Source organism: Calothrix sp. CCY 0018 (assembly GCF_963920925.1).
In the GTDB taxonomy this organism is placed as follows: Bacteria; Cyanobacteriota; Cyanobacteriia; order Cyanobacteriales; family Nostocaceae; genus Rivularia.
In genome coordinates this window covers 1-15,765 of sequence record NZ_CAWUDI010000052.1, presented here as the reverse complement: position 1 = coordinate 15,765, position 15,765 = coordinate 1, and the positions used below count along the sequence as shown (strand labels likewise).

The 15,765-nt window shown below is 40.4% G+C and carries 5 protein-coding genes and 2 pseudogenes; 6 read left to right on the top strand and 1 reads right to left on the bottom strand.

The genetic code is table 11. The annotated features are described in order from the left end of the window. Positions 1 to 49: 49 nt before the first annotated feature. A pseudogene (locus ACM03V_RS28590) lies at positions 50 to 1,376 on the bottom strand (RNA-guided endonuclease InsQ/TnpB family protein). 360 nt (positions 1,377 to 1,736) lie between these two features. On the opposite strand from ACM03V_RS28590, the gene ACM03V_RS28585 reads away from it, so the two are divergent. From ACM03V_RS28585 to ACM03V_RS28560, 6 genes and pseudogenes are all read left to right on the top strand, one after another. Beyond that, complete coding sequence (locus ACM03V_RS28585) at positions 1,737 to 5,756, top strand: PAS domain S-box protein (protein ID WP_414624194.1); 4,020 nt, start codon at positions 1,737 to 1,739, stop codon at positions 5,754 to 5,756. A gap of 172 nt (positions 5,757 to 5,928) precedes the next feature. Continuing rightward, positions 5,929 to 7,473 carry a D-alanyl-D-alanine carboxypeptidase/D-alanyl-D-alanine-endopeptidase gene (gene dacB / locus ACM03V_RS28580; protein WP_414624193.1) on the top strand — a complete coding sequence of 515 codons (1,545 nt, stop codon included), beginning with the start codon at positions 5,929 to 5,931 and terminating at the stop codon, positions 7,471 to 7,473. Positions 7,474 to 7,903: 430 nt separating this feature from the next. Continuing rightward, positions 7,904 to 11,326, top strand: a complete 3,423-nt coding sequence (locus ACM03V_RS28575) for a caspase family protein (RefSeq protein WP_414624192.1) — start codon at positions 7,904 to 7,906, stop codon at positions 11,324 to 11,326. A 349-nt stretch (positions 11,327 to 11,675) separates the two neighbouring features. Then, positions 11,676 to 13,328 carry an alpha/beta hydrolase gene (locus ACM03V_RS28570; RefSeq protein WP_414624191.1) on the top strand — a complete coding sequence of 551 codons (1,653 nt, stop codon included), beginning with the start codon at positions 11,676 to 11,678 and terminating at the stop codon, positions 13,326 to 13,328. 74 nt (positions 13,329 to 13,402) lie between these two features. Further along, the gene (locus ACM03V_RS28565) at positions 13,403 to 13,756 is read left to right on the top strand and encodes a caspase family protein (RefSeq protein WP_414624190.1); all 354 of its coding nucleotides are present in this window, start codon (positions 13,403 to 13,405) and stop codon (positions 13,754 to 13,756) included. Beyond that, a pseudogene (locus tag ACM03V_RS28560) lies at positions 13,701 to 15,765 on the top strand (hypothetical protein); the annotation flags it as partial. The gene ACM03V_RS28565 and the pseudogene ACM03V_RS28560, both read left to right, overlap by 56 nt.

The following is a 15,765-nucleotide window of genomic DNA, read 5'->3' as shown; positions in this document are numbered from 1 at the left end:
TTCGCAGTCTCTCTTTATTTCTTGAAGGTTATGAAGTAAGCGGTTGATATCAAGCCCTGACTTTTTTGTAAGGGGGATTTAGGGTAGGGTGTTGACTCCGTACCTTTTTAGCGGTTAAAACTTCATGCAAAAAACCTGTTCTTAGTGACGTACCTACACTGACCTTACGGTACAGTGTAGGCTTCTCAGCGACTCGAATGCAACGACATTGACTGAGCTTGTTTATACAGGTCGTGCGTCCCACGATTCCTGATATTTATAGCCGCGTTCAAGTCCCTGCACAAATTGGTATGGCATACCGGACAATTGTGCATTCTCTGAGACAACGGCTTTTTGACAACATGACCGCAATTAGAACATTTCTGGCTTGTACCGTTTGGAGAGACAGCTATTACCTTCAGCCCAGCATTTTCGGCTTTGAATGAAAGTATATTGATAAACTGACCCCAACCAGCATCATGAATCGACTTAGCCAATCGTGTTTTAGCAAGTCCTTTTACATTCAACTTCTCAACAGTAATTACATCATATTTTGATAGCAATTTCTTAGCTGTTTTGAAATGGAAATTATTACGGGTATCAGCTACTTTTTTATGTCTAAGACCTAATTGTTTAATTGCTTTCTTTCTACGCTTAGAACCTTTCTTTCTACGCGATACTTTACGTTGCGCTGACTTTAATTTTCTTTCAGCTTTACGCAAATGTTTTGGCGCTGCAATTCGGGTATTATCAGAAGCTACATAAAAATCAATAAGTCCTACATCAATGCCGACAATATTATCCGCATTGAAATCAGGCTTAATCGTTGGAACTTCTTTATTATCAAGACTTAGAGTAACATAGTAACCGTTAGCTTTCTTTGTAACTGATACGGTTTTTATAACGAAACCATCTGGTATAGGACGGTGGACAATTACTTTTACATCTCCAATTTTTGACAAGGTAATTTTATTGCCAACAAGATCATGTTGCTTGAATTGAGGATAAGTAAAAGTCTTATATTGTCCTACACCTTTGAATCTTGGTCTACCAGATTTTTTGCCGTTACAATCACCTTTTAACCATCTATCAAATCCAATCTCAACTTTTTTAGGAACCTCCTGCAATACTTGGCTATGAATACCTTTATACCAAGGACGTTCTTTTTTGAGTTGCTTTAACGATGCTTGCTGACTAAAACGGTTAGGTTTGTCTTTTAATTCTGGAAGATGACAAACAAGAGGACATCTGTCAATGGAACATCGATTTTCCTCGTACCAATCAAATCTTTGAGCTAATTCATAGTTATATTGACAGCGCAACATATTGAGCGTGTTGTCAATAATTTCTCGCTGTTCTTTATTAGGTTTTAATCGGTATTGATACGAAGTTCTCATTGATAAATCCCTTGCTGCTCGACCTCTAAACATACTAACATAAATGTAATGATTATGTCAGGATGATAATGAAAAATAAAAAGTTGGAAGTAAGATTGAGCGACCGTAGGATGAATAAACTTCGGTTGTACGCGGCAAGTAAGGACAAATCAATGACAGCAGTAATCGAAGACTTTATTGATTCGTTGGCATCCGAGGAGATTGATAAAAGTCTCGCTGTCCTAAAAAGCTCGTCGTAAACATTGCAATTTAGGACGCAAGACTTTTATCCGCGCATTCATCCCACACTCCCCTATCGGGTGAGATGTGGGACTTCTGCGGTTATTGGTAAATAATACACCTGTATCGGGCTCTGAGGGAATGGTGCTAGCTCTTGCTAATGGTGATATTTGTGCCTGTAACGCTACCGTAGAAACTATTCTTGGATGCAGTATTACTCAAATACAAGGCAATTCTTCTACCAACCTTTGGAAACAAACGATCGATCGAGATGGTTCGCTGATGCAAAGTGAAATGCAGCCAGCAATGGTAGCGTTGCAAACAAGCGAACCTTGCCATAACGTTGTAATGGGATTTTACAAGCCGGATGGCTCTTTGATTTGGCTTAATTGTAGTTCTCAGCCTTTGTTTCAAGCGGGAACATCCGCACCTTATGCGACTGTAACTACATTTAGCGATATTACACGAAAGATTAGACAAAATAATATACAAAATAATATACCTTCCAAAATTTCGGAATCTGCGAGTGATTCTGCTGTAAATGCTGTAAATAATGAAAATGTAGAAATTGGATTATCCGATACTAAGTTTTTTAATATCTCCTTAGACTTAATGTGTGTTGCCGGATTTGATCGATATTTTAAACGGTTAAATCCTGCTTTTAGTAAAACCTTGGGCTACTCAACTGAGGAACTTCTTGCCACTTCTTTCCTTGAGTTTGTTCATCCTGAAGATCGAGATGCTACTATCGCAGAAGTGGAAAAACTGAATACGGGAGTATCCACAGTTTACTTTGAAAATCGCTATCGCACTCAAGATGGTTCTTACAAATGGCTGGCTTGGACTGCGGTTGCCGCGATTGAGAAGCAATTATTATACGGGGTAGCACGAGACATTACCGAACGCAAACAGCTTGAAACCTCGTTACAAATAGCAAATCAGGAATTAAAGCAGTGTCTTGAGAGTCAAACTACACAATTAGAGCAAGCTAACATTAACCTAAGCGAACGAGAAACGCTTTATCGAAGTTTAGCTAAACATATTCCTAATAGCATAGTATTTTTATTTGACCGCGATTTACGTTATTTGTTGTGTGAAGGAACTGAATTAGAAGTTATTGGACTCGACAATAAAGAAATAATTGGTAAAACCCCCAGGGAAATTTTTTCCACTCAAACAATATCGCAAATCGAACCTATATATCGTGCAGCTTTAGCGGGACAAACCACCGTTAATGAAATTGCTTATGACGATCGTGTTTATTCTTCCTATACCGTTCCTATCCTTAACGAGCGGGGTGAAATTTTTGCCGGTATGGTGCTGACGCAAAATATTACCAATCGCAAAAGAAACGAAGCTCTGCTTACCGCGCAAAATCAAGTCTTGGCACTTATTAGTACGGGCGCTTCTCTATCCGAAGTACTAAAAATGCTCGTGCAGTCAATAGAGACACAGTTAAATCAAGGCTTGTGTTCGATTCTGCTGCTGGATAAAAATACTCAAAAACTTTATCCCGGCGTAAGTCTTAGCTTACCAAAAGAATATACTCAAGGGCTAATGTCGGGTGTTCCGATGGGTGCATCTGAAGGCAGTTGCGGTACGGCAGCTTATACGCGACAAACGGTTATTGTGCCAGACATCGCCTGCGATCGCAAATGGGAAAACTACCGTGAATTGGCACTTACTAACAATTTACAGGCTTGCTGGTCTACACCAATCTTTGATAGCAAAAAAAATGTTTTAGGAACCTTTGCAATATACTATCGCACGCCGAGCAGTCCCAGTGAATGGGAATTGCAACTGATTCATACAGCCTCTTACTTGGCAGGATTGGCGATTGAGCGGCAACGAGCCTTAGATATGTTGTACCAAAAAGAATACCAATTATGGTTGATTGCCGAAACTATTCCGCAACAGGTATGGACGGCTTTACCAAACGGACAAGTTGATTACCGCAACCAGCGCTGGTATGACTTTACGGGTATGAAGCGTCAAGATTTAAAAACCAAAAATTGTGATTGTGTAGTTCATCCAGAAGATTTAGGGCGATTGAAACAACTTTGGCAAGAAGCCGTACAAACCGGAAACGAATTCCAAGCAGAGATTCGCGTGCGTTCGGCTGATGGGGAATACCATTGGGTACTTCAACAAGCCCGTCCGTTACGAAGTCAGGAAGGAAGTATTATTAAATGGTATGGAACTAATACCGATATTAGCGATCGCAAAACCACCGAAGCAGAATTAGCGCAAAAAAATAGCATCTTAAAAGCAGTGGTTGAAGGTGCTAGTGACGCTATTTTTGTGAAAAATTTACAAGGAGGTTATGTAATTGCCAATAAAACCACTTCTGAATGGTTGGGTACTACGGTTGAGAGAATTGTTGGTAAGCAGGATACCGAATTGTTTCCCTCAGAAATTGCCGAAAATATTGCACGGGTAGATAAGCAAGTTTTAAGAGAAGGCGAATCGATAACTTACAGCGAACAAATTCCCGCACGCGGAATGCTGGTAACTTTGCTGACAACTAAATACCTTTGGCGCGACGAGCAAGGTAACACTACAGGAGTAATTGGTATTTCGCGAGACATTACCGAGCGTCACTCTTTCGAGGAAGCTTTACGAGAAAGCGAGTTAAATTTCCGAACTTTGGCAAACACCATGCCGCAGTTAGTCTGGACGAGTTTACCCGATGGTAGCCTCAACTACTTTAACCAACGGTGTTATGAATATTTAGGTATGAGTCAGGAACAACTCCAGGGTTGGGGCTGGGGTGATTCCTTACACCCCGATGACTACCAAAGCTCTATTGATGTTTGGAATGAAGCGCTATGTACAGGTGAAGTATACAATACTGAGTTCCGCCTTCGACGCGCTAGTGATGGACAATACCGCTGGTTTCTTGGTAAAGCGTTTGCGCTGCGGAATGATTCAGGAGAAATTATTAAATGGTTTGGTTCCTGTACCGATATTGACGACCAAAAGCGGACTGAAGAAGCTTTGCAAGATGCCCTGCAACAAGCGCAAACTGCCCACGAGCAAGCAGAAACGGCAAATCGCCTCAAAGATCAGTTTCTCGCCATGCTTTCCCACGAATTACGCACCCCGCTTAACCCGATCTTGGGTTGGACTCAGCTACTCAAAAGGCGAATATTGAACGAAGATAAGCAGGCTGAAGGTTTAAAAGTTATTGAACGCAATGTCAAATTGCAGGTTAACCTGATTGAAGATTTGCTTGATATCTCCCGGATTATGCGAGGTAAGCTGGTAATGAAAGCTGCCCCAATTAATCTCGAATCGGTAATGATGGCAGCTTTAGAGACAGTGCGTTTAGCAGCAGAAACTAAAGCAATTGAAATTCATACGGAATTTGTAAACCCTATCGGACAAGTTACGGGTGATGAAGTCCGCTTGCAGCAAGTATTCTGGAACCTGCTTTCTAACGCGATCAAGTTTACCCCCAATGGTGGAAGAGTAGAAGTAAAATTGCATCGCTGTGATACAATAGCTCAAATTACAGTCAGCGATACTGGTAAAGGTATCAATCCGGAATTTTTACCATACATATTTCATTACTTTCGTCAGGAAGACACTTCTATTTCCAGAAAATTCGGCGGATTGGGATTAGGACTCGCCATTGTGCGTAATATTGTAGAAATGCATGGTGGTACCATCGAAGCATCCAGTTTAGGTGAAGGGCAAGGAGCTACTTTCCGAGTCAGATTACCATTAGCTTCAAATCGGAAAATTAATCGAGAAAGCGAGCAGCAGTATATATCTCAAGATTTGAGTGGGATTAAAGTTTTAGTTGTAGATGATGAAGCTGATTCCCTTGAATATATTGCCTTTGATTTGCAACTGCATGGAGCTTCCGTTACAGCAGTATCATCAGCATCCGCAGCACTGCAAATTCTTCCTGACTTAAAACCAGATGTGTTAGTCAGCGATATTGGAATGCCAGAAATAGATGGCTATCAAATGTTACGTCAAATAAGGACTTCCCAGCCAGAGAATTGCAGTCAAATTCCGGCGATCGCACTTACGGCTTATGCTGGAGAAACAGAACAACAAAAAGCCTTAGAAGCCGGTTTTCAAATGCATCTATCCAAACCAGTAGAAGCTAATGCAGTAATTGCAGCAGTTGCTAAATTGGTATTTGAATGATAAAAAAAATGTTCGTAGTAGCGCTTTAGCGCATCCGGATTCCAGATGCGAGTCACCGCGTTACTACGAACCAATAACATATTTGTGTTTAAATAACAACATTCGTGGAACCTCAGTAACGCGAAAGCACTCATAAAGTACACGTGAAATATAAAGAATTATCGCTACTCGAATGTCTAAAAAGTCTTCTCTAAGTTTACTATTACTATTCTTCGGCGTTCAAATTGGCGTTAACCACTCCGCAGCAACAGCACAAACTGTAATACCAACAACTCCTAGAAATACACCTCGGGTTCCTAGTACAACTATACCGACACTTCCGAGAAATATTCCCACTACTCCTAGAAATACTCCCGCACCAGCAAATAAATTTTGCGCTTCTCAACTAAATTCTGCGGTAGATACTGTAACAAATCGCGCCCAGTTTAACAGAACTCATTGGGGTGTTTTGGTTCAAAATCTGGGTTCGCCACAAACGCTTTACAGCCAGAATGCCAGTAAATACTTCACTCCCGCATCCGTTACCAAGTTAATGACAACGGCGGCAGCATTACAGGCACTTAGTCCTAATTATCGCATCCGCACTTCCGTATATGGTGACGGTAATGGTGTAGTACAAGTTGTAGGTAGAGGAGATCCGAGTTTAAAAGACGAGCAGCTTGAAGTATTGGCAAAACAATTGCGACAAAAAGGTGTTAGTCGAATTAATCAATTAATTGCCAATGACGCTTACTTTAAAGGTGAAGCAGTCGAACCCAGTTGGATGTGGGAAGACGTACAGTTTTATTACGGCGCACCAGTTAACAGCTTGATCTTAAATGAAAATGCTGCTGTAATTAGGTTGTTTCCTCAAAAAGTGGGTAGACCTTTATTATTAAAGTGGGATAATCCTTTAGATGGATCTGGGTGGAAAGTTGTTAACCAAACGGTGACAGCAGGTAAAGGTACTAAAAAATATATCGAAGTTAAACGCGATTTGAAAGGACAAATACTGTATTTAAAAGGACAACTTGCTGAAGATTCTCCTCCAGATGTAACCGCGATCGCAGTTTTCGATCCCATCCAAAATTTCCTAACGCATTTCCGTCAAAGTCTTGGTAAACAAGGAATTTCGGTTGCAGGAGCGTACCGGGGAACTCCTAAAAGTACTGGAAGGGAATTAGCAGCAGTGCAATCTCCACCGCTATCGGAATTAATTACAGAGACAAATATTAATAGCAATAACCTGTATGCAGAAGCTTTATTGAAAGCATTGGCTACTAAAAAGCCGTTGGAGAGAAACGAAACTACTGTTGATGCTGGCTTGGAAGTGATGAAATCCACTTTAACAAGCATAGGAGTTGACCCCAGCACATATAAACTAGTAGATGGTTCGGGTTTATCTCGCAAAGATTTAATTAGTCCCCAAGCATTAGTGCAGACATTGCAGGGAATGGCGAAATCTCCTTACGATCAAGTTTTCCGTGCTTCCCTACCAGTAGCAGGTAAAAATGGTACTTTAAAAAATCGTTTTAAAGATATGGCTCCTGAAGGTTTAGTACAAGCAAAAACCGGAACAATGACTGGTGTGATAACGCTTGCGGGATATGTCAACGCACCTAATTATGGCCCCGTAGTATTCAGTATTATGGTGAATCAAACCGAACAGCCAATTAGTACTGTTAGGAATGCAATTGATGAGATTGTGGTGCATTTGAGTCAGTTGAAAAGGTGTTGAGGATTGGGCATAGGGCATAGGTAGCAGCCCGCACTCTAGAAGCCTGGGCTACAATTACAAAGCCCACTATTAAGAGTTATGACTCGCTACTGTTTGCTTTGTCCTATTTGTTATCAAGCTCACTATACATAATTTATACAGTAATTGATAGTGCGTTTTTTGATTTTTTATATTTTTCCTTTGTTCCCTGTTTCCTGTTCCCTCTTTTCCAAATATTTAATCAGCAAGCCCTATGTACGGAAGAACCGAATAAATAAGGTTTTGGGGCGCTTGTCACTAGTCAGATTGTCGGTTGAGTCATAGCTACTGCATAAGCTCAACTCCTTAACTTCTATAACAATTTAGTTGATGAGATACATAGGGTTAGTACTAATTGTTCTCTCCAGATTTATCTGTGGAATCAATCCAAAATTTAGAATCCAAAATTGTTATGACTAGCAACATTTACGCTTTATTAGTAGGCATCGACAAATACGCTGCTCCTGTTAGCGCTCTTCAAGGTTGTGTTAACGATGTAAAGGCAATAGAAGAATATTTACAAACCCGTGTCAAAACAGAAGGATGGAATTTACAGTTAAGAACTCTTAAGGATAGTGAAGCAACCCGTCAAGGAATTATTGATGGTTTTCGCGAGCATTTATGTCAAGCAACTAGTAATGATGTAGCATTATTTTACTATAGCGGTCACGGTTCCCAAGAACAAGCACCAGGAGAATTTTGGCATTTGGAACCAGATAAATTAGATGAAACTTTAGTTTGTTATGACAGTCGATCGCAAGGAGGTTGGGATTTAGCAGATAAGGAATTAGCAAAATTAATTTCGGAAGTTGCTGATAAAAATCCTCATATTACCTTGATTTTAGATTGCTGTCATTCTGGATCTGGAAGTAGAGATCCATACCAAGAAACCGCAGTGCGTCAATATTCAACAGATGAGCGTATACGCCCTTTAGATAGCTTTATTTTTTCACCAGAAGAAATTCGGGATTTAATCGCATCAGATAAACAAGCTTCTGGTTGGAATTTACCTAGAGGAAGACATATTCTATTTGCATCTTGTCAAGATTCGGAAACTGCTAAAGAATATCGTGCAGATGGCGAACATCGGGGAGCTTTTTGTTATTTTCTCACGGAAACACTCAAAAAAGTTCAGGGAAATCTAACATATCGAGATTTATTCAAGCAAATAAACGCATCAGTACGCAGTAAAATCAAACAACAATCTCCGCAGCTAGAAGCGATCGATACCAGAGATTTAGAGCAATACTTTTTGGGTGGTGCAATTGGCGATCGCCTTCCTTACTATACCGTGTCATATCACAAACAACATGGCTGGGCGATCGATGGTGGTGCGGTACATGGTGTACCTCGTCGAGATGGTGAGGAAACGATGCATTTGGCTCTTTTCCCGATTGAAACTCAAGGACAAAATTTACGTGCATTATCTAACAAAGTTGCAGAAGCGAAAGTAACCGAAGTTTTACCGCAATTAAGTAAAGTTGAAATTACCCCTAACTTTGACGATAAAAAAGAACAAACTTTCAAAGCCGTTATAACCAGTTTACCTTTACCTCCGAAGACTGTACGCGTTGAAGGCGATGCAGAAGGAGTGAAGCTATTACAACAAGCAATACAAACCATCGAAGATAATAATCAACCCTCGCTATATGTGCGAGAAACTGACAGCGAAGCAGAATTTAAGGTATTGGCTCTAAAGAATGAATATATCATTACTCGACCTGCTGACGGTGTACCAATAGTTGCTTCAATTCAAGACTACACCAAAGATAGCGCCGTCAAAATTATTCAACGACTCGAACATATTGCCCGGTGGACAAATTTAAGCGAACTTGCCAGCACTGCGAATAGTCGGATTAGCGCTGATGCTGTAAAAATGGAAATTCATCAAGATGATGAAATTTTGTCAGATGGTGAAATCCATCTCAATTATTATCAAGACGATAGCGGTAAATGGAAAAAACCCGCTTTTACAGTTAAGCTGAAAAACACTAGCAATGAAACCCTATATTGTGCTTTACTCGATTTAACCGAACAATTTGCTATTAGTGCGGGCTTTTTTGAAGCTGGTTGCGTCAAACTCGAACCAAATCAAGAAGCTTGGGCTTTAGGTAAAAAATCGATTCGTGCTAGCGTTCCCCAAGAAGTATGGGAACGAGGAATTACTGAATATCAAGATATTTTCAAACTAATTGTTTGCACGGATGAATTTGATGCTCGGCTTTTAGAACAGGATAAACTCGATTTGCCGCGTCAAAAAGATACACGCGGAGAACGAGGAAGTTTGCGTGCGGGTAGTTTAAATCGTTTGATGAATCGCTTGCAATCAAGGGATTTAATCGCTGATGATGAGGTAGAAGAATACGATGATTGGGTAACTTCTCAAGTTGTAATTAAGACTCATAGACCCCTGGAGACTACGTGCGTACCCAACTCTGGGAATGGTGTATCTCTCGGTGCAGGTGTGTTATTGCAAGCTCATCCACAGTTACAAGCACAAGCTCGTTTAACAAATATTTCCTCATCTACGAGAGATGCAGACAACATACATTTACCACCATTATTACGGGAATCCCAACCATTTATACTAACTAGCAGTCGCGGAATCGAACCTGGTTTAAACGTCTTGGAACTAAGAGATATAAATGCCGAAACTATCTCTACACTCACCCGCGAAAATCCTTTAAAATTAATCGTTGACACATCCTTAGCACCAGGAGAAAAAGTTTTACCGATCGCTTATGACGGCGAATTTTATTTTCCCTTGGGAATTGGATATTCTAAAAACGGTAGAACCGAAATTAAACTAGAGCGTCTACCCGAACCCGTATCGGGGGAACGCAGTATACAAAGTGCTGTGCAAATTTACTTCCAAAAAGTAGTATGTGAAAAATTGGGATTAGAGTATGCTTATCCGCGATTAGCAGCAGCAGAAGTAACAGCAGATGAAAAAGTTAGTTATGAATCCGATTTAGAACAAGTCAAGCAGCAAGTTAAGCAAGCAGAAAAAATAGTTCTCTTTATCCACGGTATTATCGGCGATACTGAAAGCATGATACCCGCAATGCAGCGAGCAAAAATGGAAGTAGAAGGTCAGGAAAAACCCTTAGCACAAATGTATGATTTAATTCTTGCTTTCGATTACGAAAACCTAAATACCTCAATTGAAGAAAACGGCAGACTATTAAAACAGCGTCTTGAAGCAGTAGGTTTGGGTGAAAATCACGGTAAACAATTACATATTGTCGCGCATTCGATGGGTGGTTTAGTCTCTCGTTGGTTTATCGAACGCGAGGGTGGTAATAAAATAGTCAATCATTTGATTATGTTAGGTACACCCAATGCGGGTTCACCTTGGGCTACAGTCCAAGACTGGGCGATAATATTACTCACATTTGGGTTAAATAGTTTATCTACAGTCGCTTTACCAGTGAAGATATTAGGTAACTTAGTTGCAACCTTAGAAATGATTGATATTTCCTTAGATCAAATGCAGCCGGAGTCGGATTTTCTCAAATCCTTAGCTGCAAGTCCAGATCCGGGAATTCCCTACACCATTATTGCAGGAAATAACTTAATGGAGTCTGCTACAGAGAAATTGCAGCGATTAGCGCAAAAACTGCGACATAAATCAATAGACTTAGTATTCTTCAATCAACTTAATGATATCGCCGTAACGGTTAATAGTATCAAGAATGTTAATGTTGCGCGGGTTCCTCAACCACAAATTCAGGAAATTTCTTGCAACCATATTAACTACTTTAGCGATGTAGCAGGATTAAACGCATTGAAGACAGCGTTAAAGCCATCCCGCGCAGGCTTATCACCCTTTTAAGATTAGTTCCGGATGAATCACGGTTCATTCGGAATTTGCTTAGGAATGAACATTTAAGTAAATTACCCCTATCCCGCTCTAAGATTACCTATCTCTCTTTATCTCTTTTCTCTGCGCTCTCTGCGTCTCTGCGGTTTTTTTTAGGTAATCTTCTGGCGGAAAGGGAGTAACTTGTCGTCATTTCTTAGGAATTCTTGATTGCTGTTTTGCTGGTGCTTTGCGCCGATCAATTTCCCGACTGCATCAGTTAAAAAAAGTGGCAACTATATCTATACATACACGGGAAATAACAGCACCCACGGTTGCAAACTCCCTATTACCGACCACTTTTTGAAACTAAAAAATAGTTATGCAAACCTATTTGAATATCTTAAAAACATCTGCTGGCTTACTTTCTGCAACTGCTACTTATCTATTAAGCACGAATATTCCCAGTATTGCTGCCGAAAACGTCGTATTGCGTTACGGTATTTTGTCCGAATCTATCTCGGTGACAGAATTACAACAGATTGCCGAAACCGGAAAAATCCAGGGACATTACAAAAAATATACTAACCGATTGCCTGTGGAGAAACGTCAAGCATTATTAACAAAACTACAAACAAAATATCCCGTTAATTTTGTCACATTAAGTCGATTTTTATATACCCCAGGTGCTAGTGCGATTCTCAAGGATTTAGCAAAAGTAACTTTGCATTCGGAGAGTGGGGGAATGCAAGCATTGAGGTCTGCGTTAGTTCATGGTGCTAAAAATAAGAAGGGACTTTCGATTATTAGTTTTATTGATGCTTATCCCAGCGAACAGCTAGAAATAGATGTCGAAAAAGCATCAAAAGCATTTAACCAATTAGATTTAGCTTACAAGCAAACCCAGCAGTTTATGGATGCGATCGCTCCTCAACTGTCTGCGATTAACAATTCTCAATTTAGTTCAGATTTCGATCCAACTCAACCGGGGAATGCGGGTGTAGATGTTCTTAAGCTCAATTTAAAGGACGAAAAACGCTCTTCTCGCTCGGTTCCCGTGGATATTTATTTTCCTCAAGCTTCAACTAAAAAAACCACAGCAAAACCCGTAGTTGTCCTCAGCCACGGTTTTTCGTCGAATAAGTCCGATATGGTTTATATCGCGAAGCATCTCGCATCCCACGGATATGTGGTTGCAGCAGTCGAGCATACGGGTAGCGACCAAAATTATCAAATCAATTGGACTAAAAAAGATGGAATCGTTTCCTTAATGAAGCCGCAGGAATTTCTAGAACGTCCCCGAGATATTAGTTTTATTTTAGATAAATTAACAGAATTTAATAACCAATCTAATCACCCACTTTTCGGTCAAGTCTCTACCGATAATGTGACTGCGATCGGTCATTCTTTTGGTGGTGGGACGGTTTTAGCCATAGCAGGAGGTGAAATGCAAATCGATTATTTAAAAGCTTATTGCCGCGATCTCCCAGCTTCCACGAATTCATCAGAATGGTTACAGTGTATTGCCCAAGATTTACCAGAAAAGAAATATCAACTCCGAGATCGTCGCGTTAAACAAGTAATTGCCCTCAACCCAACAACTTCTGTAATGTTTGGTGAAACTGGATTGGAAAAAATCCAAATTCCTACATTTATGCTGGCATCCTCCGCAGACAAAACCACCCCAGCTTTAACCGAACAAGTGATTAGTTTTAACAAAATTCCGTCACCTAAATGGCTGGTGGGGATTGTCGGTGCAACTCACGGTAGCGTCAAAGATCCAGCATCTATAGCAGGAAGGGAAAGCCAGAATAAAAGTGAAGTAGTGGGAGAAAAAGCTGCCGATATTCGTAAATATATCCAGGGAATTACTTTGGCTTTTGTTTCCAAAAATAGTTCTTTCTCCTCTGACGTATTTCTCACACCCGAATATGCGGTAGATGCATCTACGAAAACATTCCCCATTCGTTTAGTGAGAGAAATTCCAGCAGATGTAATGAAATTAGTTTATCAAGCTGTTGGTAAAAATAAGTAATCTAAAATTAACTCATGGGGAATTAATGCTAAACTTCCAATTTTTTCCAACATTACTAAACTGTTCATCGAAATATGTTCTCCCGCAACCTCGCATTTATCATCGGCATCAACAATTACACAAACGGCATTTCTCCCTTGAAAACCGCCGTCAACGATGCTAAAAAGCTAGTAGAAACTCTTCGCGAAAAACATGGTTATCAAGTTTGGGTATGTTTGGACGAAGTTGCAACTTTAAGTACATTAAATCAATTTTTAGAAAAAACATTACCAGAACAAGTCAGTGAAAATGACCGTTTATTATTTTACTTTGCCGGTCATGGAGTCGCGCTCAATGGTGATGAGGGGCCTGCTGGTTACTTAATTCCCCAGGATGCCAAACGAGGCGATATTGATAGTTATCTGCCGAGGTCAAAGCGAATTAGTTGAAAAGTTACAGAATTTTGTTAAAACTCATCCTTTAACAGTGGTATTGGGTGCTAGTGGTTCGGGTAAATCCAGCTTGGTGAAAGCCGGATTAATTCCTAAGTTAAAAAAAGAAACTACCGATAAATGGTTTATCTTGTCACCGATACGTCCTGGAGAAACACCTTTCCAAGCCTTAAACAATGCCCTTGTTGATGCTCAATTACCGCTCGTAGAGTTAAAGCAACAAAAAACTCTCGCTCAAAGTGTTGATGTTTGGGTCAAAAATAATCCAAATTGCAAATTATTAATTTTTATTGACCAAAGCGAAGAATTAATTACACTTTGTCATTCGGAGAGCGATCGCAAAGAATTTTTTCAACAGATACTCACAGCAATTAATCACCACCGTAATCAATTACGAATAGTGTTAACTTTGCGTTCCGACTTTGAACCTCAAGTTAGGGATGCTGGCTTAAAATTTGTTTGCGATGAACTTAACTTAGGAAATACATTCTTACAAAGACGTTGGCAAAGCGGAAGATTTATTGTACCTGCGATGACGCGGGGGGAACTGCGCGAGGCAATCGAAAAACCCGCAGAAACACGGGTGATGTATTTTCAACCCCATGATTTAGTAGAACAACTAATTGATGAAGTGGATAATATGCCTGGAGCCTTGCCACTACTTTCTTTTGCTTTGAGCGAACTTTACCTCAAATATTTAAAGCGACAACGGGTCGCAGAATACGGTGGTATCACAATTGACCGGGCGCTGATTCAAAAAGATTATGAAGAATTGGGGGGAGTAATGCTTAGTCTCACTCAAAAAGCAGATGAGGAATATGAGACGCTAGTTAAAGAAAATCCAGCTTATGACCAAGTTATTCGTCATGTAATGTTACGGATGGTAGCCCAGACTGGGGGTGAGTTAGCTCGCAGACAGGTACCTTTATCAGAATTGGAATATCCTCCACAGAAAAATATTTTAGTTAAAGAAGTCATCGAGCGTTTTAGTAGAGCGAGATTATTGGTGGAAGGACAAGATGCAGAAGGTAATCCTTTTGTTGAACCTGCTCATGATGCTTTAGTGCGGGGGTGGGAAAAGCTATTAGCTTGGAAGCAAGAGGAAGAAGAAATTTTCATTTTACAACGGCGGTTGACTCCAGCGGCACAGGAGTGGCGAAGTGTTGCAAGCCAAGAAAAACAAGCATCTGGTTTTCAAGCCAACGCTAAACCTGTACTTGATTGGTTAGATCGCAAACTCTGCATCGTCGAAAACTTTTTTAACAAAATTAATCCTCGCATCGACGATCATTTTCTGCGGTTATGGTATGGAATACCAAATGGTGAAGAAGGTTCGAGAGATCAACCCGAACAGTTTTTGTGGAATGCTAATCCTTATCTCAATGTCTTGAATGAAACATTGAACTCTAATGACAATTGGTTAAACCAAGTAGAAGCTGAGTTTGTGCAGGAAAGTATTGTGCGAAAACAGCAGATTCATAAGTGGCGGTGGCGGATTGCGATCGCCGTTATACTGGGATCGATTGGGTTGACTTTTTGGGCTTTAGCTGGTCAAAGGAACGCGCAGATAAAACAAATTGAAGCTTTTCAACAAGCCGCAGACGCAGAGTGGGGATCAAACAAGGATTTAGAAGCGGCAATGGATATTTTGCGGGCAGGAAACGCTCTCGATAAACTTTTACCCTTTGGACTTTTTAAGCCAGATGTAGAATTAGCACAAGTGAGAGGAACGCTGCAAAAGGTGGGTTACACACAGAGAGTGAAAGAATTCAATCGCTTGAAAGAGGATAGCGGTAGTTTATCAAGCGTGGTGTTCAGCCCTAATGGTCAAATAATTGTCGCTGCTAATACTAACAACTCTGTAACAATCTGGAGTATTGAAGGTATAAAGCTACAAACTCTTACCGGACATCGTGGTGGGGTAACAAGCGTCGCTTTTAGTTTTGATGGTCAAACAATTGCTAGTGCTAGCGATGACCAAACGGTCAAACTTTGGAAACGAAATA